Source organism: Paraburkholderia sp. 40 (assembly GCF_050434105.1).
Taxonomy (GTDB): Bacteria; Pseudomonadota; Gammaproteobacteria; order Burkholderiales; family Burkholderiaceae; genus Paraburkholderia; species Paraburkholderia tuberum.
On record NZ_JBNPVY010000002.1, the window covers coordinates 976,539 to 1,000,133 of the forward strand.

General features: G+C 63.8%; 21 protein-coding genes and 4 pseudogenes. 7 read left to right on the forward strand and 18 right to left on the reverse strand.

Features of this window, described 5'->3' with window-relative positions:
- Positions 1-80: 80 nt before the first annotated feature.
- Positions 81-269 (forward strand): annotated as a pseudogene (locus OKW28_RS05685) (carboxymuconolactone decarboxylase family protein); the annotation flags it as partial.
- A gap of 24 nt (positions 270-293) precedes the next feature.
- Here OKW28_RS05685 and OKW28_RS05690 read toward each other — a convergent pair.
- The 7 genes from OKW28_RS05690 to OKW28_RS05720 all read right to left on the reverse strand — a co-directional run bounded on the left by OKW28_RS05690 (position 294) and on the right by OKW28_RS05720 (position 6,959).
- Positions 294-593, reverse strand: coding sequence for a hypothetical protein (locus OKW28_RS05690; RefSeq protein ID WP_429444141.1), 300 nt, complete (start codon positions 591-593; stop codon positions 294-296).
- Positions 594-681: 88 nt separating this feature from the next.
- Complete coding sequence (panE, locus tag OKW28_RS05695; RefSeq protein ID WP_429444142.1) at positions 682-1,617, reverse strand: 2-dehydropantoate 2-reductase; 936 nt, start codon at positions 1,615-1,617, stop codon at positions 682-684.
- Positions 1,618-1,838: 221 nt separating this feature from the next.
- The gene (locus tag OKW28_RS05700) at positions 1,839-3,260 is read right to left on the reverse strand and encodes an efflux transporter outer membrane subunit (protein ID WP_429444143.1); all 1,422 of its coding nucleotides are present in this window, start codon (positions 3,258-3,260) and stop codon (positions 1,839-1,841) included.
- 9 nt (positions 3,261-3,269) lie between these two features.
- Positions 3,270-4,841: a DHA2 family efflux MFS transporter permease subunit gene (locus tag OKW28_RS05705; protein ID WP_429444144.1), complete on the reverse strand. Its 1,572-nt coding sequence runs from the start codon at positions 4,839-4,841 to the stop codon at positions 3,270-3,272.
- 7 nt (positions 4,842-4,848) lie between these two features.
- Positions 4,849-5,949 carry an HlyD family secretion protein gene (locus OKW28_RS05710; RefSeq protein ID WP_429444145.1) on the reverse strand — a complete coding sequence of 367 codons (1,101 nt, stop codon included), beginning with the start codon at positions 5,947-5,949 and terminating at the stop codon, positions 4,849-4,851.
- A gap of 81 nt (positions 5,950-6,030) precedes the next feature.
- Positions 6,031-6,453 carry a MarR family winged helix-turn-helix transcriptional regulator gene (locus tag OKW28_RS05715; RefSeq protein WP_184025155.1) on the reverse strand — a complete coding sequence of 141 codons (423 nt, stop codon included), beginning with the start codon at positions 6,451-6,453 and terminating at the stop codon, positions 6,031-6,033.
- Between the two features lie 83 nt (positions 6,454-6,536).
- Positions 6,537-6,959 (reverse strand): MarR family winged helix-turn-helix transcriptional regulator, encoded by a 423-nt coding sequence (locus OKW28_RS05720; RefSeq protein ID WP_429444146.1) that lies wholly within the window; start codon positions 6,957-6,959, stop codon positions 6,537-6,539.
- A 416-nt stretch (positions 6,960-7,375) separates the two neighbouring features.
- On the opposite strand from OKW28_RS05720, the gene OKW28_RS05725 reads away from it, so the two are divergent.
- From OKW28_RS05725 to OKW28_RS05740, 4 genes are all read left to right on the forward strand, one after another.
- Entirely contained in the window at positions 7,376-9,721 is a 2,346-nt protein-coding gene (locus tag OKW28_RS05725; RefSeq protein WP_429444147.1) for a TonB-dependent receptor, read from the forward strand.
- Between the two features lie 21 nt (positions 9,722-9,742).
- The gene (locus OKW28_RS05730; RefSeq protein ID WP_429444148.1) at positions 9,743-10,366 is read left to right on the forward strand and encodes a MotA/TolQ/ExbB proton channel family protein; all 624 of its coding nucleotides are present in this window, start codon (positions 9,743-9,745) and stop codon (positions 10,364-10,366) included.
- On the forward strand, positions 10,366-10,764 hold the full coding sequence (locus OKW28_RS05735) for an ExbD/TolR family protein (protein WP_184007118.1): 399 nt from the start codon (positions 10,366-10,368) through the stop codon (positions 10,762-10,764). The genes OKW28_RS05730 and OKW28_RS05735 overlap by 1 nt, the downstream gene beginning before the upstream one ends.
- A 295-nt stretch (positions 10,765-11,059) precedes the next feature.
- A complete protein-coding gene (locus OKW28_RS05740; RefSeq protein WP_429444149.1) occupies positions 11,060-11,500 on the forward strand; it encodes an energy transducer TonB in 441 nt (146 codons plus the stop codon).
- 7 nt (positions 11,501-11,507) lie between these two features.
- Here the strand turns inward: OKW28_RS05740 and OKW28_RS05745 are convergent, their stop codons facing one another.
- From OKW28_RS05745 to OKW28_RS05755, 3 genes and pseudogenes are all read right to left on the reverse strand, one after another.
- Positions 11,508-12,416 (reverse strand): tannase/feruloyl esterase family alpha/beta hydrolase, encoded by a 909-nt coding sequence (locus tag OKW28_RS05745; RefSeq protein ID WP_429444150.1) that lies wholly within the window; start codon positions 12,414-12,416, stop codon positions 11,508-11,510.
- A gap of 130 nt (positions 12,417-12,546) precedes the next feature.
- Positions 12,547-12,912: pseudogene (locus tag OKW28_RS05750) on the reverse strand (tannase/feruloyl esterase family alpha/beta hydrolase); the annotation flags it as partial.
- 201 nt (positions 12,913-13,113) lie between these two features.
- Complete coding sequence (locus tag OKW28_RS05755) at positions 13,114-14,079, reverse strand: GlxA family transcriptional regulator (RefSeq protein ID WP_429444151.1); 966 nt, start codon at positions 14,077-14,079, stop codon at positions 13,114-13,116.
- Between the two features lie 110 nt (positions 14,080-14,189).
- Here OKW28_RS05755 and OKW28_RS05760 point away from each other — a divergent pair, with 110 nt between their 5' ends.
- Positions 14,190-14,480, forward strand: a complete 291-nt coding sequence (locus OKW28_RS05760) for a hypothetical protein (RefSeq protein ID WP_429444152.1) — start codon at positions 14,190-14,192, stop codon at positions 14,478-14,480.
- A 58-nt stretch (positions 14,481-14,538) separates the two neighbouring features.
- Here OKW28_RS05760 and OKW28_RS05765 read toward each other — a convergent pair whose 3' ends face one another.
- Together OKW28_RS05765 and OKW28_RS05770 are read right to left on the reverse strand one after the other, a co-directional pair.
- Positions 14,539-15,351 carry a DUF4377 domain-containing protein gene (locus tag OKW28_RS05765; protein ID WP_429444153.1) on the reverse strand — a complete coding sequence of 271 codons (813 nt, stop codon included), beginning with the start codon at positions 15,349-15,351 and terminating at the stop codon, positions 14,539-14,541.
- A 273-nt stretch (positions 15,352-15,624) separates the two neighbouring features.
- Positions 15,625-16,158: a hypothetical protein gene (locus OKW28_RS05770; RefSeq protein WP_429444154.1), complete on the reverse strand. Its 534-nt coding sequence runs from the start codon at positions 16,156-16,158 to the stop codon at positions 15,625-15,627.
- Between the two features lie 88 nt (positions 16,159-16,246).
- Between OKW28_RS05770 and OKW28_RS05775 the strand changes: the two are divergent.
- Positions 16,247-17,180, forward strand: a pseudogene (locus tag OKW28_RS05775) (LysR family transcriptional regulator).
- A 30-nt stretch (positions 17,181-17,210) separates the two neighbouring features.
- On the opposite strand, the pseudogene OKW28_RS05780 reads toward OKW28_RS05775, so the two are convergent.
- The 6 genes and pseudogenes from OKW28_RS05780 to OKW28_RS05805 form a co-directional block, all read right to left on the reverse strand.
- Positions 17,211-17,288, reverse strand: a pseudogene (locus tag OKW28_RS05780) (transposase); the annotation flags it as partial.
- Between the two features lie 289 nt (positions 17,289-17,577).
- Positions 17,578-18,045, reverse strand: coding sequence for a universal stress protein (locus OKW28_RS05785; RefSeq protein WP_429444155.1), 468 nt, complete (start codon positions 18,043-18,045; stop codon positions 17,578-17,580).
- Between the two features lie 927 nt (positions 18,046-18,972).
- Positions 18,973-19,221: a hypothetical protein gene (locus OKW28_RS05790; RefSeq protein ID WP_184025116.1), complete on the reverse strand. Its 249-nt coding sequence runs from the start codon at positions 19,219-19,221 to the stop codon at positions 18,973-18,975.
- A gap of 82 nt (positions 19,222-19,303) precedes the next feature.
- Entirely contained in the window at positions 19,304-20,056 is a 753-nt protein-coding gene (locus OKW28_RS05795) for an AAA family ATPase (RefSeq protein WP_429444156.1), read from the reverse strand.
- A 25-nt stretch (positions 20,057-20,081) separates the two neighbouring features.
- Complete coding sequence (locus tag OKW28_RS05800) at positions 20,082-20,975, reverse strand: transglutaminase family protein (protein ID WP_429444157.1); 894 nt, start codon at positions 20,973-20,975, stop codon at positions 20,082-20,084.
- The gene (locus tag OKW28_RS05805) at positions 20,972-23,563 is read right to left on the reverse strand and encodes a circularly permuted type 2 ATP-grasp protein (RefSeq protein WP_429444158.1); all 2,592 of its coding nucleotides are present in this window, start codon (positions 23,561-23,563) and stop codon (positions 20,972-20,974) included. The genes OKW28_RS05800 and OKW28_RS05805 overlap by 4 nt, the downstream gene beginning before the upstream one ends.
- Between the last annotated feature and the right edge of the window lie 32 nt (positions 23,564-23,595).

The window sequence follows — 23,595 nt, forward strand, 5'->3', positions numbered from 1 at the left end:
GTGGTTACCTCAAATAACGGCGAAATGGTTATTCGACCGACCAGTGGCGAACGTAAGCTTACCGCCACGGACTCCCGACGCGCGAACGCGCGGCGCTCGAATCGACGGAGGCGGTGACGCTGGTCGCGCGAACGCGCGTGCCGGATACGGTATGGGACGCGGTGAAGCCGCATTTCAGCGATCAGGAAATCAGCGACCTGACGCTGCTGATCGTTGCGATCAACGGCTGGAACCGCATTGCGGTGTCGTTCAGGAAGATGCCGGAGTAAGCGGCGGCGCGTCTTCGCGGAGCTTCAGAAGATCACGGAAACCGCCACCGCGAGCCAGATCGCGGTCACGCCCGAGAGAAACAGATGCCGCGCGATACGCACGCGTGAGTCGCTGTTCTCCGGCTCGACGGGACTCGTCGCCATCCATGGCACGAGGCCCAGGCACGCGAAGCCGGCCAGCGCGAGCACAAAGACCACGACGTCGGCCTTGTGCCAGGCAGTCGGCTCATACATACCCCAGTAGCCGAGAAACACGATGCCGATCGAGAACACGGTCGCGGAAGCGGCGCTGAGCGCGGGCACCGATCCAGTGGGAGCCGGCATGCTTGACCTCCGATCGTCAGGTTGCGGCGGCGCTCGCGTGCGTCGCGCCATCGGCCCGATCCGCGTTCGCGTCGGCCGCGGCGAGCCGTCAGGAAGTGCGGGTCTGGCGAGCTTCGTACGTCTTCAGATGACTATAGGCGATGCGCAGCAGCGACACGCCGTGTTCGCCCTTTTGCGCGTCGCCGCCGCGCGAGATCAGGTCGCCGAGGATATGATCCGCCTCGGTGTGCGAGTGGTTTTCGACGTCGCGCAGCATCGACGCGGTCAGAGGCGACGGCGTCAGCAGCACCTGGGTGGCGCGCACGTCGAAGTCCGCGGCCATCGTGAAGCCGTTGTGCTCGGCCGCCGCGCGGCATTCGCCGAGCAGATTCTCAATCACGCGCTTGCCGTCCGGCGCAGCCAGAATATCGCCGACCGAACCGCGCATCAAGCACGTACTCGCGGCCAATGTGGCGAGGAACACCCATTTTTCCCACATGCGCAGCAGGATGTTGTCGCTGACCGCGACGTCGAAGTTCGCGCCGGACATTGCATCGGCAATCGCCTCGGTGCGCTCCGAGGTGCCGCCCACGAGTTCGCCGAACGTGATCGCGTGCATGTCGTTCAGATGCGCGATGTGCTGCTCGGCATCGAGCGTCGCGGCGATCACGCACTGACCGCCGAGCACGCGCTCCTTGCCGAAGCTCGCGGTCAGCACGTCGATATGGCGCATGCCGTTGAGCATCGGTAGGATCAGCGTGTCTTCGCCGACGAACGGCGTGAACGAATCGATCGCGTCGTCGAGACTGTAGGCCTTGCAGCTCAGCAGCACGAGGTCGAACGGCTCGGCGGCGACACCGGCCAGTATCGTCTTCACGTCGGGCAACTGGAGATTGCCGCGCGGGCTGTTGATGACGAGGCCGTCGCTCCGTAGCTTTTCCGCGCGACCGGCGCGTACGAGGAAGGTCACGTCCCGCCCGGCCGCCGCCAGACGTCCGCCGAAATAACCGCCTACCGCGCCCGCTCCTACTACCAGAATTCGCATCTTGAGCCTCTTGAAAGATTTCGATTTGCCGATCATGCGCGTCGCTGGCGGACGCATCTTCATGGTGCCGCGTATTCGGTGCTTGTGCAGGAATGTAGCAAAGATTGGAGGATCGGTTCCGGGGAGCGTTGCCAGCAGGCGCCCACGACGCACCAACTCGTGACGATTGCGAAACGCTTGATCGGACTTCAACCCTCCTATACGCTTTCATGTCGCTGTCTTCACTGCGCCGCCACCGTTTCCCCCTGCTCCCACCCGCCCCCCAGCGACCGGTACAGCGCGATCGCCGAAAGCGCGTGCTCGCGACGGGCCTGGTTGAGCGACTCCGAGTCGCGCAGATACGCTTCCTGCGCGTCGAGCACATCGAGGAAGCTCGACGCACCGCCCTTATACAGCTCGGTCGACAAACGCAGCGCGTGATTCGACGCATCGAGCGCACCGGCCAGGCGCTGCACCTGCACCACGCCGCTGACGAGATCGCTGCGATTGTCCTCGACTTCCTTCAGCGCCTGCAACATCGTCTGTTGCAAGCCGAGCTGCGATTCGCGCATGCGGCTCTCGCTCGCGTCGATGTTCGCGGTGATGCGCCCGGCGTTGAAGATCGGGCTCGTCGCATTCAACGCAGCGCTGAACAGATTGTCGGTCAGCGTCGGCAAGCCAAGGTACGACGATGCGAGCAGCCCATTCGTCAGGTTGATCTTGAACTGCGGATAGCGCTGCGCCTTCGATACCCCCACTTCCGCCGCACGCTGTTCGACGAGCGCATAGGCGGTGCGCACGTCGGGTCGATGCAGCAACGCGTCGGACGGCAACACCTGCGGCGCGCTTTGCGCAGGCACCGGAATCTCGCGCGCGTTGGAAAGCAGCAGCGTATCGAGGCTTTCCGGCGTACGCCCCGAATACACGGCGATCAGACTCAGTTGATGCTGCACCGCCGATTGCATACGCGGAATCTGCGCCTGCAAGTCCTGCAACTGATTCTGCGCGCGGGCGACGTCGAGCTGCGTCGACAGGCCGTAATGCAGACGCTCCTGCGTGAGCTTCAGCGCGCGGCTGCGAATCTGCTCGTTGTCGTCGAGGATCTGCAATTGCGCCTGCGCCCAGCGTAGATCGATATACGCAGCCGCCGTGTTCGCGGCGAGCGCGAGCCGCAACTGGTTCAGCGCCGCAACGCTACCCGACACCTGCGCCTGCGACGCGAGCACCGCGAGACGTTCGCCGCCGAACACGTCCGGCGTCCAGCTCGCGGCGAGGCCGAAGCCGGCCTGGCGCACATAGCCGAGCGGCGGCGGCGTGTTCTGCCGCTCGGTCGACGCGCCCGCGTTCGCATTCAGCTCCGGCAGCAGCGCCGCGCGATTCTGCGTCACCAGGTCCTGCGCCTGCTTCACGCGTTCGGCCGCGGCCTGCACGTCGAGGTTGCCGGTCAACACCGACTCGATCAGTTGATGCATCACTGGGTCGCCGAATTGCGCCCACCAGGCATCGGTGTTCACGCTGTCTTGCGGCGCGTCGACGCTCCACGCGGCCGGCGCGAGCGTCTGCACCGTATGCGGCAAATCTGCGTGCGTCGCGGGTTGCACCGCGCAGGCCGCGAGCGTCAGGAACGCCGCGCTCGCCAGTAACTTCATCACGATTCGTTTCATGTTGGTCTCCTAATGGGCATCGGGCGGTGGCGCAGTGTTGCCGAACGGGCGCGAAAACAGTACGCTCAGCAAGCCGACCACGAAGCACAGCGCAACCGCCAAAAAGGCGTCCGAGAATGCGAGCACCAGCGCTTCGCGCATCAATGCCGCGTGCAATTCGGCGAGCCCCGCACTCGCGGCGTTCAAGACATCACCACCAACGGCCGACAGATACTCGGCCTGCTTCTGCAAGATCGATTCGACGACCGGACGGCCCGCATTCAGATGTTCGTCGAGCCGTTCGTAGTGCAGGTTCAGACGGTCGTTCAACATCGTGCTGCTGACCGCGATGCCGATCGCACCGCCGAGATTGCGCATCAGATTGAACAGCCCGCTCGCGGAGCGCAGCCGCGACGGCGGCAACGCACCCAACGCCATCGTCACGATCGGCGGAATACAGAATTGCTGGCCAATTCCGCGCAACGCTTGCGGAATCAGCAACTGCTGCCAGCCCCATTGGTTCGTCAACGGCACGTACAGATAGCAGCCGATGCCAAACAGCGCGAGTCCGAATACCATCAGCATGCGCATATCGACGAAGCGCGCGAGCGTCGAGTAGGCGGCCAGCGCGAGCAACTGAAAACAGCCAACGGACAGCAACGCGAGACCAATCTGCAACGAATCGAAGCCGCGCACGCGCGCAAGAAACACCGGCGTCAGAAACACGGTGCAGAAGATTCCGATCCCGGTAATGAAGGACAGCAGACTGCCGATACCGAAATTGCGCAACGCCAGTGCGCGCAGATCGACGATCGGTTCCTTCGCGGTGAACGCATGCACGAGGAACAGAAACCCGCAGATCGCCGCGACCCACGCGCACAGCACGATCACGTCGTCGCCGAACCAGTTTTTGCGCGGTCCCTCTTCGAGCACGTATTCGAGGCAACCGAGAAAACCCGACATCAGCAAGATGCCGAAGTAGTCGCCCTTTTTCAGCAAGGACAGATCGACCTTGTCGATACTCACGTACTTCGGCACCAACAGCGTGACGGCGACGCCCGGTACCAGGTTCAGATAGAACAGCCAGTGCCACGACCATTGCGACGTGATCCAGCCGCCGATCACCGGGCCGATCGTCGGCGCAAGCGACGCAAGCGCGCCGATCGTCGTCGACGCGATCAAACGCTGCTTGCCGGGAAACAGTACGAACGCGGTCGTGAACACGGTCGGGATCATTGCGGCACCGAGCGCGCCTTGCAGACCGCGAAACAGGATCATCGAGTTGATGTCCCACGCGAGACCACACAGCATGCTGGTGACCGTGAAGCCGAACGCGGAGAAGGTGAAGACCCAGCGCGTCGAGAACACGCGCGTGAGCCACCCCGACATCGGAATCACGATGATCTCCGCGATCAGATACGAGGTCTGCACCCAGGAGAGTTCATCCTGACTGGCGGACAGTCCGCCGCCGATATCTCGCAGCGACGATGCGACGATCTGGATATCGAGCGTCGCCATGAAAAAACCGACGCACATCAGCGCGAATGCGAAGACCTTGGTGCGGGTCGGCTGGTCGGCGGGGTTGTCAAAAGCGTGAGTCATGATCGGTTCATCCCTGCGCGGCCGGATGGCCCGCATCGAGGTGCACTTTCACGGTCGCGGACAGGCCCGGACGCAGCACGCCCTGCATGTCCTTCGGCACGTCGAGGCGCACGCGCACCGGCACGCGCTGCACGATCTTCGTGAAGTTGCCGGTCGCGTTTTCCGCGGGCAAGACGCTGAAGGTCGCACCGGTCGCCGGTGCAAGACTGTCAACCACGCCGTGCAGCTTTGTGCTCGACGCATCGAGTTCGACGTCGACGCTGTCGCCCGAATGCATTTTGCGCAGCTGATCTTCCTTGAAGTTCGCGTCGATCCATAAACCGCTCGCCGGCACGACGGTCAGCAGCGACACGCCCGTGTTGGCGAGCAGCCCAACGCGAGCGGTGCGATTGCCGACATAGCCGTCGATCGGCGAGCGGATCGTCGTGTACTCGACGTTCAACGCGGCGACGCGTTGCGCGGCCTGCGCGGTCGCGATGCGCGCTTTCGCGTCGCCGATCTGAGCGTCGAGCACCGCGATCTGGCGTTGCGCCGCGAGCAGCGCCGCGCTGCTGCGATCGACCGCGGCGCGCGCTTTGGTCAGATCGGCGTCGGCCTTCTCGACGACCTGGTTCGACACCGCGTCGTCTTTCACGAGCTCGCGGTAGCGCGTCTGGTCGGCGGCGCTGCGTGTGAGCTCGGCGCCCGAAGCGCGGACCTCGGCGGCCTGCTCGTTGATCGCCGCGAGTTGCAGTGATTTCTTCGCTTCGAGTTCGGTGACGGCGGCCTGCGCGCTCTCCACTTCAGCACTGGACTGGGCGAGGCGCGCGTCGTAGTCGCGGGCATCGAGACGCACGAGCACCTGGTTGGCGTGCACGAACTCGTTGTCATGCACGAGCACGTCGGTGACGAAGCCGTTGACCTTCGGCGCCATCACCGTGACGTCGCCGCCGACGTACGCATCGTCGGTGCTCTCGACGAAGCGGCCGACGAAGAACCAGTACGAAGTGGCAAGCGCCAACACGACGAGAACGGAGAGGATCGCGAGCAGCATCCACGGGATACGCCGCACCTGTCTCGCGGGTTGTACCGCGCTTGGCGGCGCGACGGTCGAAGGAGTTGTGGACATGGTGTCGATATGTGCGTATGCACTCTTCAGATTGAAAAAAACGGCGCAGTGCGCCGGCCTCCGCGATCTTCAGCGTTTATGTCAAAGCGTATCCCGGGTGATCGCAAACAGTTCGGTGCGCAGTGCAGCCGCGCGCTCCTCGCCGAAGCGGTGCTCGAACTCGGCCTGTGCGGCATACCAATGAGCGCGGCCTGCGTCTTGCCGCTCTTCGCCCGCGGCGGTCAGCGAGATCAGCAGCGCGCGCGCATCCGCGCCCATCGCCTCGCTCGACACCAGCCCGTCGCGTCGCAGCGGTTGAATCGTACGGACCAGCGTGGTGCGCTGCATGCGCATGGCCTCGGCGATCTGCTTCATCGTCATCGGACCGGTGCGCTTCAGTCGCCCCAGCAGCGAAAACTGCGTGATGGTCAGCCCGACATTCGACAGGTGCCGGTCGTAGATCTGCGATACGTGACGCGCGGCCTGGCGGATCGCAAAGCAGTCGTCGTCGAAAAGCGCTTCCATTCGCTTCACTTCCTTTGCTCCTTAGTGCATATGCACATTAAGCGGCGTTATAAAACCCGCCGAAGCAGGTTCCTACGCGCGATCTAACCGGTGATGCTGAACAGCTCGGTACGCAGCGTCTTTGCGCGGGCGCGGCCGAACTTCTTTTCGAATTCGTCCTGCGCGGCGCGCCATGCGACGGAGGCCTGATCGAACGTCGTCTCGCCTTTTTCCGTCAGGCTGAACAGCAACGTGCGGTTGTCGTGGTCGGCCGCCTCGGCCAGCACGAGGCCGTCGCGCTGCAGCGGCTTCATCGCGCGGACCAGAGTCGTGCGCTCCATCACCATCGCGTCCGCGAGCTCCGCCATAGGCAGGTTCGGTGTGCGCGCGAGCTTCGCGAGGATTGTGAACTGCGCAGCGGTCAGTCCGACGCTGCTGAGATGGCGCTCGTACATCTGCGTGACGTGCCGCGCCGCCTGGCGCAGCGCGAAGCAGTTGCATTCGTCGTAGGAGAGAGGACGGTTCATGGAGCGAAGTTTATGTGTGCATATGCACTGTGTCAAGTTTTTCGAATCGCAACGGGCAAATGCCTCACCCGTTGCGCTACGGCGGCCTTCATCTTGCGACTTGCCAGCTGTAATTGTTATGTTATAACATGACCAAAAATTGGCGCTCCAGCCCTGCCGTTTTTCACACGGGCCCACTGCGACGTCCAACAAAATCCGTCCGACCTATGAGCGGACAGTCCATGCCAACGACCACTTATGACCGTCATCGCCATTACCGTTCTCATCGAAAAGTGGTCCTGATCGACGGGCCTGCTATCGCGCGTCGTCAACCTCCAGTTCGCCTGTCCTCCCCCTGCCGGCCAGGGGCGAGGTGGGTGAGCTTTTGCCGAATGCTTCTGTTCATCAACCCATCGTCCATAGCGCGAGCAACAACAATGAAAAAACGCACACTGACCGCACAGGCGGCGATCGTGTTCTGTACCGCCATCTCGAACGCATGGGGCGCGCCAAGCGACGCCATATTGACGGGCACGGTCTCCGATCCCGCGGGCCATCCCGTCGCTCACGCGAAAGTGGAGGTACAGGACGCGAGCGGCGCCTCCATTGGCGCGTCGAACACGGACACGTCGGGCCACTTCTCGATCGACGGCGTGGCGCCCGGCACGTATGCGGTCGTCGTCACCGCGGCCGGTTTTGCAAGCGGCAGCAGCATCGCGACCGCCCAGTCCGGCGCCCCGGCGAGCGTCAGCGTACAACTGCAAAAGAGCGACACACTCGACGTGCAGGTCAACGCACAACGTCTGAACGCTGCCCGCAACGGCTTGCTGCCCGAAACGGGCAGCAGCGTCTATCGCTTCACGCAGGCGGACATCGACACGATGCCGGCGGGTGCGAACACGCCGCTCAATCAGGTGCTGCTGCATGCGCCCGGCGTCGCCAACGACTCGTACGGCCAGTTGCACGTGCGCGGCGAGCACGCCAATCTGCAATACCGGATCAACGGCATCATCATTCCGGAGCCGATCAGCGGCTTCGGCCAGTCGCTCGACACGCGCATCATCGATCAAATGAACCTGCTCACGGGCGCCCTGCCCGCGCAGTACGGCTACCGCACGGCCGGTATCGTCGACATCCGCACCAAATCGGGCGACATGGGCAGCGGCGGCTCGATCGACGTATTCGGCGGCAGCCATCAGACCGTCAAAACGAGCGCCGACGTGTTCGGCAGCGAGGGACCGTTCAGCTACTACCTGAGCGGCTCGCTCGGCATGAACAATCTCGGCATCGAGAATCCGACGGCGAGCGCCAATGCGATTCACGATCACACGCGCCAGGGCAATGCATTCGGCTATCTGTCGTATCTGATCAATCCGCTCACGCGTGTGAGTCTGTTGTTCGGCGCGACCAGCAACCAGTTCGAGATTCCGAACACGCCGGGGCTCACGCCGAACTTCGCGCTCAACGGCCGCAGCACGTTCGATTCGTCGCAACTGAACGAAACGCAATCGGAGCTGAACAATTTCGCGGCGCTCGCGCTTCAAGGCACCAACGGCGGCGCGCTCGATTACCAGGTCGCCTTCTTTACGCGCTATACGCGCACGAAGTTCAACCCCGATCCGATCGGCGACCTGATGTTCAACGGCGTGGCATCGGAGGACTTCCATAGCAACACAGCCAACGGCGTGCAGGTCGATACGACCTGGCGCATCAACGACAGTCACACGGTTCGCGCGGGCGTCTTCTTCCAGCAGGAACACGCGATATTCGACAATAACGTGTCTGTGTTCCCCGCCGACGCGGACGGCAACCAGCTCTCCGACGTGCCCTTCAACATCCAGGACAGCAGCAGCAAGACCGGTTATCTGTACAGCCTCTACGCGCAGGACGAATGGAAGCTGACCGACCGGCTCACGCTGAACTATGGCTTGCGCTACGACCGCATGGACGAGTACACGAGCGCGAGCCAGTTGAGCCCACGCGTCGGCCTCGTCTACACGCTCACGCCGTCGACGACGCTGCACGCCGGCTACGCGCGCTACTTCACGCCGCCGCCGTTCGAACTCGTGTCCGGCTCGACGATATCGAAGTTCGACGGCACGACGAATCAGAGTTCGGTAACGCAGAACGATCCCGTAAAGCCGGAACGCAGCCACTATTTCGATCTCGGCATCACGCAGAAACTCGGCCCTGCCGTTACGCTCGGACTCGACGCGTACTACAAGAAATCGACCGACCTGCTCGACGAAGGACAGTTCGGTTCCGCGCTGATCTACGTGCCGTTCAACTACCAGTACGGCAGAACGTATGGCGTCGAATTCACCGCCAACTACAAACAGGACAATCTCTCCGCGTATCTGAACCTCGCGTATAGCCGCGCGCAAGGCAAGAACATCAACTCCGCGCAGTTCAATTTCGGTGCGGACGAACTGGCGTACATCTCGAACAACTGGGTATACCTCGATCACGACCAGCGCGTGACCGCATCGTTCGGCGGGGCATACGACTTCCATCAAACCACGTTCACGTTCGACGGAATCGTCGGCTCCGGCCTGCGCAGCGGTTTTGCGAACACCGATCGCCTGCCCGTCTATGCGCAGTTCAACCTCGGCGTAATCCAGCACTTCAACGAGCCGATGATCGGCAAGTTCGACGCGCGTCTGGTGGTGATCAACGCATTCAACCGCGTGTACGAGTTGCGTGACGGCTCGGGCATCGGCGTCGGCGCGCCGCAGTACGGTCCGCATTTCGCGGTCTATGCGGGCGTGACCAAGTACTTCTGATCGACGGCAGGGAGAACCATCATGCAGGAATGGACAGGCTTTATCACGGCGATGCGCACCGGCGGATGGATCATGTATCCGCTCAGTGTGCTCGGCGTGCTCGCGTTGACCATCATCATCGAGCGGGCGTACGTGTTTGCCCGCTTCGCAAGCGCACCGGCGCGTGTTTTGCAACCCACGTCGTCAGCCGATGACAACCGTCTCGACCGCCTCGCCCCCCACCACGCGTTTCGGCGTATGGCCGCGCCGTGGCTGTCGGAATCCGACTCGCCGCTGTGGCTGCGCGAGGCGTCGGCGCAATCGATCGCATCGCAGATCGAGCGCGACATGGGCCGCGGTCTGTGGCTACTGGAGACGATCGTCACGGCGGCGCCGCTGCTCGGCTTGCTCGGCACGATCGTCGGGATGATGAAGTCATTCCAGCTGTTCGGCGGCAATGGGCTCGTCGATCCGGGCGGCGTCACGGGCGGGGTGGCGCAGTCGCTGGTGGCGACCGCGATCGGACTCATCGTCGCGGTCTTCGCACTGTTCGCGTTCAACTATTTTTCACGGCGGCTCGAGCGTCTGATGGATGAACTCGAACTGTTCGCCAACGCGCGACTCAGCGCGCTGCGCCTGCAACAAGAGGCGCGAGGAGAGCGCTGATGAAACTCAAACGCTCGCGCGCCTCGCGGCGCGGCCGCATCGAAATCATTCCGATGATCGACGTGATGTTCTTTCTGCTCGCGACCTTCATGCTCGCCTCGCTGGCGATGCAACGTCTTGACGCGGTGCGGATCAACCTGCCTTCGGGACGCGCGCAGCCGATCAGCACGAGCGAGCCGCTGACGATATCGGTGAACGGCAACGACGAGGTCTCGGTCAATCGCCACGTCGTTCGCGCGGATCAGATCGAGCCTGAAGTGAAGCGCCTGCTGCGCGCGGACGGCAACGTCGTCATCGCGGCCGACGATCACGCGGGTCACGGCGCGGTCGTGCAGGCCATGCTCGCGGCGCGACGTGCGGGCGCCGAACACTTTCTGATCGCCGTGCATCGTGATTAAAGCTTGCCGCGAGCTGTTCCGGGGGCACGTTGTGGGACCGCTGCGTACCGCCGTCGCTTGTCTTATCTCGCTGGGTATCTGGCTTCTGGTGCTGGCTGCGCTGTCGTCCGGGTTGCTGAAGTCGAGTCAGCCAGCCCCACCGCCTGCTCCACTGGATATGCGCGTGGTCGTGCTCGACGAGCCTGCGCCGCCTGAATCCCGTCGGTCGCAAACTCCGGTTGCGGTTCCAGCGGAACAGGCGCCACGGCACGCGCAGACGCAATCGCGTACCTCAGCGCATCGCGCGGTGCCGCCTGTGCCAACCAGGCCGCAGACGCTGAAGACGCCCGCTGCCGCGGCGCCGTCGGCACCGGTTGCTAGTCAGGCACAACGCCCGTCGCAAGACGAGCAGCCGGAACAAACGGCCGCCGCGGGATCGCAGCAATCATCCGCACAGCGCGACGCCGCTCCAGCCGCCTCGGCAAGCTCCAACACCGCCGCCCGCTCCATATCGCAACCGCTACCGACGCTGCCCGACGACTTGCGCGAGCAGGCCTATCAGACGATCGCGACAGCCCGCTTCACGATCCACGCCGACGGCTCGGTCGATGTCGAGCTCATTCACGCGACGCCGAACCCCCGTCTCAATCAGCTGCTGCTCGACACGTTGCGGCGCTGGCGCTTTTTTCCCGCGCTGCGCGATGGCCGGCCCGTCGAAAGCACGCAAAACATCCGCGTGCATTTCAACGTCAGTTAAACAGTGCCTACTGGCTTGCGCAGGTGAAATTCGCCGCGACGTTCACGTCGCCCGAGCCGTTATAGCGCGGAAAGGTCGGATACTGGCACAGCGGCCGTGTGCGTGCGGGCACGCCCGCCGTATCGGCGACGATCTGCGCGGGCGGCACCACGCCGTTTTCGACCCAGTTTTCGAGCGTCGTCAGCGAATCCCACGAGGCGTTGAACACGGTGCTGACCGCATGGCCATAGCCGGGAATCTCGTAGAAGCGCACGAAGTTCGCCACGGTGGCCACGCCCATCGTCGCTTGCAGACGCTGATAGTACTGCTCGGTCGAACGCGTGCTGACGAGCGCGTCGGCCATGCCGTGCGCCATCAGGATCTTGCCGCCCTTCGCATTGAAGGCCGACAGATCCGTCTTGTTGACGTCCTGCAGGCCCGTCAGCTGACTGATGCGCGCCTGCAGACTGCCCGGATTCTGCGGATCGACGGCGAGCGGGTTGTAGTTCGGGTCGCGCGTGACGAAGTAGCGAATCCACTGGTCCCAGAACACGCTCAGATACGGCGCGGTGGTGGGCATCGGCGATGCGGGCTGTGACATGCCGAGCGCGAGCGTGGTCACTGTCGGCTGTAACGCCGAAGGATTCGCGATGCCGAGATCGGCGCCATACACGTTGAAGCCCGGATACTGCGTCTCGCCGCTCGCGAGGGTGTAGCCGAACGTGACCGGCGTGTTGTACACGTTCAGCGCCGCGATCTGCGCGTCGGACAGACAGGTGTTGCCGGTATCCGCGCCGCCCGCGCAACGCAGCGGCGTGCCGTTCAGCGTCGCCGTCGCGGGATTGAAGGTCGCGTTGCACGCGGCGACGTTGCTGATCAGACCGTCGGCAACGCCGTCGAGCGCGTCGCAACTCGCGAGCACCGTATCGAGCAGCACCTTGCGCTTCGCCTGGTCGAGATAGGCACCCGGCGCCGCCAGTGCGCGCGTGATGCGGCCCGAACTGCAGATCGAGGCTCGCGGCCGCCCATGCCGGATACAGCACGATCGAGCCGTCCCAATCCTGCGGCCAGCGTTGCACCACCGCCAGCGCCTCGCGTCCGCCCGACGAGGCGCCCGCGAAATACGCCCGCTTCGGCGCCTTCACCGCGTAGCGCGCGTCGATCAGATAGACGGCCGCGTCGCGGGTTTTCTTCAGTGCGTCGCCGTTGAAGTTCTGCATCGCTTCGTCGTTCACGCCGAACGACGCGTCCTCGCTGCCGAGCGCATTGGCCTCGTGTCCCGAGTCACTCGCGAACACCGCGTAGCCGCGGCCAAGCGGAGTCAGTTGCGCGGTCGGGCCGGCCGGCACGTTGCCTGTCGGCGCGGGAATCGTGCCGTCGTAGCCGCCGCCGCCGGGATGTGAGGCGCGAAGGTATACGGCAATGCGGTGCATGGCAAGCGGCGTGCCGCGAGCCGCCGGCGGCCCACGGCATGCATTGCAGGTCTCCGCGAAAGGATCTCAACCAACGGCGACGCGCTTTCCGGATCGCAACCGACGATTGAATGTGCTGGCCGCCTGGCAAATAGTGTCAGGCGAGTAAAGAAGAAAGAGTGGACTTTGCAATCGGCTTCGCTGCTGCGCTCGCTATAGCCTTCAACGCAGATCCGCACGAAGATCGCGCACGCCTTTGCCGAGCCGTTGGCGCAACAGCGTGCGCAACGTGGCACCGTCGACATAGCCGACCTCGGCCGCAATCGCGTCGATGCCGAGGCCGCTGCCATGCAGCAGCGACTGCGCATACTCGACACGCAGGTCCTGAAAGTAAGCCAATGGCGATTTGCCGAGCACGTCCTGGCAACGACGCTGCAGCGTACGCGCGCTCGTCGCCAATGCGGCCGCAGCATGCTGCAGCGAGAACCCTTCCTTCAGATGATCGCGCGCCCATCGCTCGAAACGCTGAATCAGCGGATCGGCCTGAGCCAGGTGGTTCGGGATGATGTACGGCGCCTGCGATGAGCGCAGGTCGGCGAGCAGGTAGCGCGACACGAGCGTAGCCAGCTCGGGACTCGCGCGGCGGATCAACCACAGCGCGAGATCGAGATGTCCCATCGCCGCGCCCGCCGTCACACCGACGTCCGACGGCACCAGCATGCGCGACTCGTCGAGCAACACGGCCGGATAGCGTTGCCGGAACAATGGACCCAGCCACCAGGTCGTGGTCGCTTCGCGATGATCGAGGAGTCCGGTTTCCGCGACGAGGAACGTGCCGATGCACGACGCGGCGATCAACGTGCCCTGTGCATGCCATGCCAGCATTTGCACCCTGGCGTCGCGCACGTCCGGCCGCTCGAGCGCGGGTACCAGCTGCTCCGGCGTACCGGTACTGAGCGCGGGAATGATGACCCAGTCCGGCTTCAGGCCCGCGGTGATCGCTTGCACGGGGATGGTCAGCCCCTGCCCTGAGCGAACCTTCTTGCGCACGCCGACGACCGACAGTTCGAAGTGCGGCCGCCCGCCCATCTTCGCGGCCGCGAACCGGCTGGCGAGCGAGAACGCGTCGAGCATGACGGTGAGACCGGTGTCGAACAGCCCCTGCAAGGCGAGCACGGCGATGCGCATGGCGTAAATGACCCTAAAGTTGTCATTTGCGACGATACAGCTTTTCCCGGCCGAGGGCTACAGTGAGCCTCGTTGTACATCGCAACCAACGTCGACCCAGGAGGTCACTGATGAAAGTTTTCGCCATCGCAACCGCACAACCGACCCTCACCCCGGACAAGCTCCAGCAGCACATGCCCCACGAGGTGCCGGCCACGCTCCAGCTTTATCTCGACGGCAAGGTCGAGCAGTTCTGGTTCCGCGACAAGGTCGGACCGATTTTCCTGCTGAACGTCGGGTCGGTCGACGAGGCCGAGGCAATACTCAACGCGTTGCCGCTCGTGGCTGACGGGCTGATGAAGTATGAATACCTGCCGGTGGGACCGCTCGCGCCGCTGGGGCGGCTGATTCAGAAGGTGTGAAGTCACGCTGGTGGGGAGCCGTGCCGCCAATGTGCCTGGCGGCACGTTTGAAGAAGCATTACTGCCCGACCTTATCCGATTCGACGACCAGGTCCAGCACATAAGCGACCGACGGCCCATCGGCAGGCGGGTTCCTGACTGTGAAACGCTTCACGCGCACGACGTTACGGATGCCCGGCGTGTGCGTATAACCTTCGATATCCTGATTCAACGGGTGCCACGGACCAGGCGTGCCGGTCGCCAGGCCCTGCTCGTCGAAGAAGCGATCGCGCACGAGCAGACATTGCGCGTTCGGCATCAACGGATGGTTGCACGGCGCGGACTGCGCCGCCACTTCAAGGAACGCTATTTGACCGGGGCCGCCGTAGCGCGTCTCGGCCGTGGGCACACCGGTAAAGCTCAGCGTGTCGCCGCTATCGGTGACCAGTTGCAGGCTCGGCGCGTTGTCCCGCGCGAGCAGGGTCACGTTGACGCTGCCGCGCACACGCTGCGAGATCGCATCGTCGAGTGCGGCAAGCGCGGCATCGTGGCAGGCCATCATCGTGCTGACCATCGGGCCGATCTGCAAATACCCTTTCCTGACGGTGTAACCCGCTCCCATGCTGTTGCAGCTATTGACGACGGTGATCCGGTACGGACTGAAGTCGAGCTGCACTGGCCTGTCTGGGCGGGCGAACAGGGCATCGATGTGCGTGCCATTGCGATCGATCGCGTTGTTCAGTTGCCAGTGGTATCGGGTCAACAGATCGGTGCCGGTCGGCGACGCCGGGTTGGCGGCCGCCATGGTTGCCGATGGCGCCGGCGCTGTCACTTCCGGTGCCTGTGCGCAGGCGGCGAGAAAGAGCGGCAGCAATAGCATGCGGTATTTCACGTCGGCACCTCGCTGAGTTCAGTGGTCGTTCCGGGCGTTTGCTCGCGTCGTCGGGCCAAGGGACGCGAGAATCAGGTCGCATGCACGAAAGCCGGAAGTGCCAGTGAAGGGTACCACCCGGCCGCATCAGGCCGGGTTTGCGCACCTGCTTAGTTCAGGCCGCGAGCATCGACTCGACGACCAACAGCATAACGCAGGTGGAAGGCGTAAAAACGTCGCTCGATGCTGATCGGATTCCTCGTTATGTGGCCGAACTGCGGCCAGTGCAGCAGGCTACGCCTGGGAAATGTCACGGCCGACGGAAGGACGGGCGTGACGCCGCTTCAGCCGAGGGCGCAACATCAGATAGAAGGCGGCAACATGCGTGATCGCCAGCGTCGGCACATAGATGATCGGAATCGCGTACAAGGCGCCCAGTTCGCCTGCATGCGCGGGCAGGTCGGCCGCGGTTGCGTGGTAGTAGTCGATGATCAGGTCGGCCATACCAACAAGATTGAAAGCGACGACGAACGACCAGAAAAGCGGACGTATCCGGGCCATCAGCAACGCCAGCATCGCCAGCACCCCCGTGGCGAAATCCCCATAGGCGGCGAACACGGCGAAGCTCGCGGACAGTTGCGGACTGACGACACCAGGCAACAGAAAGGCGAGCCCGAAGAAGCGGAAGCTGTGCAACGTGGCGATCGCGCGTTGCGCGTCGAATGGAGCCATCGACTTGAGCTTCGGCCACACGTAGGTGCCGAAGCACAGCAGCCAGGCGACATAGCCCAAAACGAGGTGCAACTGGAACAGAAGTCGCGATGACATGGTGCCTCCCTGTCAAGTGTTGGATGCGCAGGTGTTAGGTGTACCATCGTCTCGCGCGGGTGACTATTCCTCACAATGTTGACAGGCTATGAAGCAGAACTTCACAGTCAGGCAGGGCGCGCTCGACGGCGTCGAAGTCTTCCTCAGCGTTGCCGAGCATCGCAGTTTTCGCGGGGCCGCCGCGCAACTGGGCGTGACGCCGTCGGCCGTCAGTCAGGCGGTGCGTGTGCTCGAAGCCCGCCTCGGTGCGACGCTCTTCATCCGCACCACGCGCAGCGTCGGCTTGACCGAAGCCGGCGAGCGCTTTCTCGCTCGGGCCAAGCCCGCCTTCGAGGAACTCGTCGCCGCCAGCGAGGTGGCGCGCGGACTCGGCGAGCGACCGTCCGGCCTGTTGCGTCTTTCCGTGCCGCGTGCAGTCGTGCCGATCCTGCTGGAGCCGCTGATCGCGTCATTCTGCAAGGCCAATCCCGAGGTCGAGGTGGAAATAGCGGCCAGCAAGGAGCTGATCGATCTCGCGACGGAAGGCTTCGACGCCGGCATCCGGCTCGGTCAGTTCGTCGCCGCCGACATGGTCGCGGTGCCGCTCACGGCACCGTTCCGTTTTGTCGTCGTGGGAAGTCCTGCCTATTTCGCGGCGCGCGGCCGCCCCGAGCAAATGGACGATCTGCGCGAGCATGCATGCATTCGCTGGCGGCGCTCCAGCGGCGCGCTCGCGTTGTGGTCGTTCAACGATAACGGTCAGCCGATCGAGATCGCCGTCTCCGGTCCTTTCATCGCCAGCGATTTTCCGAGCGTGCTGGGCGCGGCGATCGAAGGCGGTTGGCCTTGCCCAGCTACCCGAGCCGATGGCCGCCGAGGGGTTGCGAACGGGAAAGCTGGTGCACGTTCTGCAGGCGTACGCGCCGATGGTCCCGGGCGTGTTTCTCTACTATCCGAGCCGCCGCCAGATCATGCCGAAGCTGCGTGCGTTCATCGATCATGTCAAGAGCCGCGCGACGCGCTCGATGCCTGGCGACAGTTGACGAAGTTGATGATGTCGTCGAGGAAGCTCAAAGGTCTTCGCATAGCCGTCGCTCGGACCGGACACCGAAGCAGTAACCCACGATCAGCATGCGAATCATGAGCCCCGGCGTTTCGCAGCGAGCTGATAGGCGCGGCCATGCGAGCTTTTGTTCGTCAACGCAAGCGTTCTCAGCGTCTCTACGCTCAAGCCGCTTCCAGCTTGCGAGATCGGTCGCGTTTGTCCTGAGCCCATCATCTGCAGCAGTTTCCCATGATTCTCCAGTGTTGCCCTAACGGCCTGTAAATGGACCGGAGAGAGATCGGGTGAGCGCTCGATGAGCGCTGGCCGGAAGACGCCATAGGCGCTACGTGGTCGCAATCGCGCAAGCCGTGTGCGTGATTGGCCAGGTGCGGATTTTATGCCGATGGTGCTTCGCTCTCATGCCGCGATTTTTTCATCGTCGCCGGATCGCGCACGATGGTGACCGCGCACGGTGCGTAGGCGAGCACCTGGCGGGCGACCGAACCGATCAGCCAGCGATCGAACGGCGTATGTCCGCGATGCCCCACCACGAGATGGTCGATAGCATGCCGCTCCGCGTACAGCACGATCTCCTTTGCCGGCGGGCCGACCACGAGATCGAACTCCACGGCCCCGATCGAAGGGGCGAGCTTCGCCTTGATGTCGTCGAGGATCTCGGTGGCATGGCGCACTTCCAGATCGATCAGATTTTTTCGCTCAACTTCTATCGCACCCCAGTCCGGCGTGCGCGCGACGACGAGCACATGCAAGCGCGCGTCGAAACGCTTCGCGAGATCGACCGCGAAAGCAACGGCATATTGCGCGGACGCCGATCCGTCATAACCTACCAGCACGTTCTGCATGATCTGCTCCTGTGCGGTTCAAACTGGGCCGTGACTTTGTTGGACGAAATGCATCGAGCCATTTGCGTGAACCGCGAGCGCTCCCCGACTTCACGGCGTCGGCGCGAAAGCATGTGCGATCCACTCGCGAACCCGCCGCGCGGATTGTCATGCGGACCCCGTCGGCACCGGCGGTGTTGAATCAGTTGTCGTCGCTTCTGGACGGGAGGTGCTCGTGAGGCTCGGGCTCTGCCGCGTCGGCGTTAGGAAGGTCGTCTGGGGCCGGATTTTTCAGGCCCTTCGGACGGGGCTGGCGAGTCTTGCCGGCGGAAGTTTGCGCGGGGTCGAGAGAGGTGCCGGTCGGCTCAGCGGATGGATTGGAGGTCATGATGTGCTCCTGCGCTGATGAATGCTTCTACCATGATAGTTCACCTAGCCGATTTGAGTCATACGCGCTGTCACGCCAGCACTACTGTCACGCCCGCCCGCTGTTTCTGGCCACGCTAACCACAGGATCGCCCCGCGCGCCTTTTGTTCCCGCTGGCGGTGCATGCAAGCGTGCATACCGAGGAAAATTCCGCGTTCCGAACCACACCGAAAAAGCACAGGAAGAAGCGCCCGACGGCCTTCGTGAGGACGCGGGCGGGAGTCGCAGGTTGATGGAATCCTTGCACATAGCCTACTGCGGGCCGGCGCCCTGCTTGAAAGCACCGCCCGGCAACTGCCAGTCAATGGGCAACATCTGGATCGACTCGGGGTAGTCCGTTGACAGCGCCAAATGGACCACCGTCTCGTCGTACCCGTAAGCCTTACCCCCGTTGGCCAACTGATGCACCGTCCGACACACGCGCCCGATGATTGGCGTAGTTCGGCCCAGTTCCAGCCGTTCGACACGGGCATTCAAAATCGTTTAAAACACCTTCGGGGTTCCTTCGCCTATCCACCAGACTAGCGATAGTTGACAAAGTTGATGATGTCGTTGAGGAACCACGGCAGAATCAGTTGCGTGTCGGAATAGCTGGTGCCGACGGTGAGTCGCGGTGGTCTCGACGCGGAGTCGGCGGGCGGCGCGCCGTCAGGCGTGTGCAGCATGTAGGCGTCCGTATTGGCTGCCGTCTGATTGTCCGCCGGCGCCGAGGTCGAAGTGCAGCCGGCGGTGAGAAAGACCAGCGCTGCTGCGAACCAAAGGGACTTCATGAGGATGTGAACTCCGGCGACGTTTTCGACATTATCGCAGTGAAGGTTGCATTCGCCATGGCCCGCACGTAGCGGACACCCGCTACTCGCCGCCCAGCAAAGTATCCAGCATGCGCCGCGGGTTCATCAGAAAGGAGCGCATAACCTGGTAGTGCTCCGTTTCCTCGTAGGCCACTTGCGACACGCCGTCCGCATGAAAGTGATAGATCGCCGCCTCGGGATAAGCCATCAGGATCGGCGAGTGCGTCGCGATGACAAACTGCGAGTCGTCGCTCGCCAGAGCGTGGATTCGGGCAAGCGCGGCAAGCTGCCGTTGCGGTGACAACGCGGCTTCGGGTTCGTCGAGCAGATAAAGTCCTTTGCCGCCGAACCGGTTCATCAGCAGAGCCAGGAACGATTCCCCGTGCGACTGCTCATGCAGCGAGCGGCCGCCATACGAATTGATGACCGGCGGCCCGAGTCCCGCCTCCGCATCGAGGTTTTCGATTTCGGTTGCGACGTTGAAAAAACTTTCGGCGCGAAGAAAGAAGCCATCCTTAGGATGCCTGACACCCTTCGCGATACGCAGATAGTCCGCCAGATTCGAATGCGAATGGCGCGTTCCGAAGTGGAAGTTCTTTGTGCCGCCCTCCGGATTGAATCCCATCGACACCGCGATCGCTTCCAGAAATGTCGATTTTCCCGAGCCGTTTTCACCGATCAGAAACGTGACCTTCGGGTGCGGGACCAGCGACTCGAACGCCCGGATCGCGGGTAGACAAAACGGATAGCGGTCGAACGAGTCGACCTTCTCGCGTAAAAGGGAAATCCGGCTGATGTACTGGGTGGAAATCATCGCAGGCGCGTTGACAGGGGCCGCGTCATTCTAACCCCAACACCGTCACCCCCACTTCCATCCGATGCGCGCCGCCGCCGAGAATCGTCCCGCGCAGTAACGACACATCGCTGTAATCGCGCCCGATCGCAAGCGTTACATGATCGAGATCGGCAAGCACGTCATTGGTCGGATCGAGATCGATCCAGCCGCTAGCCGGACAATGCACCGACACCCACGCATGCGAAGCATCCGCGCCGATCAGCCGCGGCTGGCCCGGCGGCGGATCGTTGCGCAGATAGCCGCTGACGTAGCGCGCGGGCAAACCGAGCGAGCGCAAACAGCCGATCATCACCTGCGCGAAATCCTGACACACGCCGCTCCTCAGTTCGAACGCGCGCTCGGCCGGCGTATCGAACAGTGTCGCCGATGGCTTGTACGTGAAGTCCTCGTGAATACGATGCATCAGACCGATCGCGCCCGCGACGAGCGACCGGCCGGGCGTGAAGCTCGGCAACGCATAGGTGCGAAGCGTCGGCCGCAGCGCAATATTCGGCGAAGCGAAGCAGTACTCCGCCTCGGCACGGAACGCGCCGCCCAAGCGAAACCGCAGCGCCTCGGCCACCGTTTCCCAGCCGGGGGTAGCCTCGGCGTCGAGGTCGGTCCAGCGCGGCGTCAGCGCGACCGTGGTTTCGCTGACGAGTTGCAGGCGCTCGTGCGGTGTATCGAGCGCGAAGTACAGCACGTCGTTGCCGAATGCGTCGATGCGGCTATGCTGATACGACGGCTGCGGCTCGATGCGCTCGCTGCGCGAAATCACACGCTGCCACGGACACGCGAGCGGCCGGATCGTCGCCAGATGCTGCGCGGTTTCGACATACGTCGAGTAATGGTAAACAGTGCGATGCGAAACAGACAGCACCGTCGACGCGTTCTTCATGCCCACACCTGCGAGGCGACCGTGGTCGCGTGACTGAAATAGCGCGCGCTGATCTCATGCGCGGCCGCATTGGCGAAGCCGCCGATCTGATCGCACAACGCGATGAGCGTGACATACGCACCGTGTTCGTCGACCTCGCACAGCGATTCGAGCGTCGGCAGCGATTCGACGGGCGGCAGCAGCTCCGCGAACGGCCGATGCCGCACGCTGCCCGCCGCGATGGCGATCTCGTCGAGTTTGTTGCGCAGGCGCTCGTACACGCCATAAATGCCGCGCGGATTATGCGGTTCGATCACGAGCAGATCGAGCAGCGCCGGTACTTCGAAACGCCCCGGATACAGCGAGCGATACGTGAGCGTGCTGTCGAACATTTGCAGCAGCAGATCGAAGCCGGCCGGCGTCGCGAGTTGGCCGTTCACGGCAACACCGCGCATGAACGCGGCCATCGTCGCGACGCGCTCGATATGACGTCCGACGAACAGCAGCCGCCACGCTTCATCGCGCGTCATGCGGTCGCCTTGCGCGCCGCTGATCGCCGATAGTTGCACCGACAGATGCTCGAGCGCATTTGCGAGCGTCACGCGGTCGTAGCGATCGAACGCATTGCCGCTGCTCGTGGCACCCGCGCCGCCGTTGCCCGCGCCCACGGCTGGCGACAACACCTGCAACGCGTCCTGAAAGTCGTTGCGCGCCGCGAGGATCATGCGCCAATGATCATTCGACAAACGCCCGCGCACCTCGCCGTTCGCGCGCGCCTGGCAATTGAGGTTCTGGCTGATGCTGACGCTGCCCGCGCTCTCGCCGAGATTCGCGACGAGCGCGCGCTCGAACGTCTGCGGCGACGGCACCCCGTGCGGCGACGCGAAGTCGCCCGACTGCACGAGGCCGCACCACGTCGCGAGTTCGACCAGCGTCGCGAACATCGAATCGGCGTCGTTGCTTTCGAGCGAGCCGAGAATCAGCCGCAGCAGACGCACGTTGTTTTCCGCGCGCTCGCCGTAACGGCCCGCCCAGAACAGGTTCTCCGCGGCACGGCTCGATACCGTACGATGCTTGCGCGTGAGGTCGGCTGGCTGCATCGGCGAAGGCAGCAGCGTGAACGTCGAGCTTGGCTGGCTCGACAGCACCCAGGTATCGACGCTGCTGCCGCCGTGCTGCATCGATACCGTGGTCTGACGCTCCGCGGCCATGCGCGTGAAACCGCCCGGCATCACGTGCCAGCCGCCGTTGACGTCGGCGATCGCATAGACGCGCAGCACCGACGGCCTTCCGCCGATCGTGCCCTCCTCGAAGCGCGGCGTGCAGGAAAAGCGCTGCTCCTGCTGGATCGTGAACGCGTCGGGCAACGCGTCGATGCGCTCGCGCCATGCCGCGAGCGGCTGCCTGCCCCCTTCGATGCCGGGCGGCGCATCGCGTCCCGTGAGCGGCCAGGTCGGCACGATGAACGCGTCGTCGAGATGCGCGAACGCATGCTCGCGCGCGGGCCGTTCGCCGCACCACCAGGTCGGCACGCCGGGCAGCAGCAGCTCTTCGCCGAGCAAGGCTTCGGCAATACCCGGCATGAAACCGTGCAACGCCGGCGACTCGGCGAACCCCGAGCCCGGCACGTTCGACACGATCACATTGCCCGCGCGCATCACCTGCAACAACCCCGGCACGCCGATCGTCGAATCGGCGCGCAGTTCGATCGGGTCGCAGAATGCGTCGTCGAGACGGCGCAGCACGACGTGCACGCGTTCGAGGCCGGCCAGGGTCTTCAGATAGAGCCGGTCGCCGCGCACGGTCAGATCCTTGCCTTCGACCAGCGTGACGCCGAGATAGCGCGCCAGAAACACATGCTCGAAATAGGTTTCGCTGTACGGCCCAGGCGTGAGCAGCGCGATATGCGGTGACGCGTCAGCGCTTTCCTCGTTGCGCATCGTCGCTTGCGCGGCCTGCACGAGCGTCGCGATCAGTTGCGAATAGAGCGGCGCGAGCCGGCTCACGCGCAGCGAGCGGAACGGCTCCGCGAGGAGCGTCGACACGATCAGGCGGTTTTCGAGCGCGTAGCCGAGGCCGGACGGCGCCTCGGTGCGATGCGCGATCACGCTCCACTCGCCGCCCGGCGTACGCGCGAGATCGAGCGCGACGACCTGCAGATACTGACCGCCGGGCGGCGTAAAGCCCTTCACCGAACGCAGATAGCCCGGATGGCCGAACACCAGCGCCGGCGGCAGTTGGCCATGTTCGAGCAGCGTCCGCGGTCCGTAGATGTCGGCAACGATCGCGTTGAGCAGATGCGCGCGCTGCGCGACGCCGCGCTCGAGGTGCGCCCACTCGGCCTCGCTGATCAGGAACGGCAGGAGGTCGAGCGCCCATGGCCGTGACTTGCCGTTGTCCGCGTAGACGTTGTAGCTGATGTCGTTGTCGCGGATCTGCTGCGCGATCGACGCGTGATGGTCCGCGAGCCGCGCCACGCCGTCTTCGTCGAGCAGTGCGAAGAACTGCCGCCACGGCTCGCGAAGCGCGCCCGACGCGTCGCGCAGCTCGTCCCAATGTCCGTCATGACCCGGCAGCAATCGCAACAGGGACGAAGCGTCCGCCGGCATGGCGGACGCTTCGAAGGGCAAAGTCGATTGAA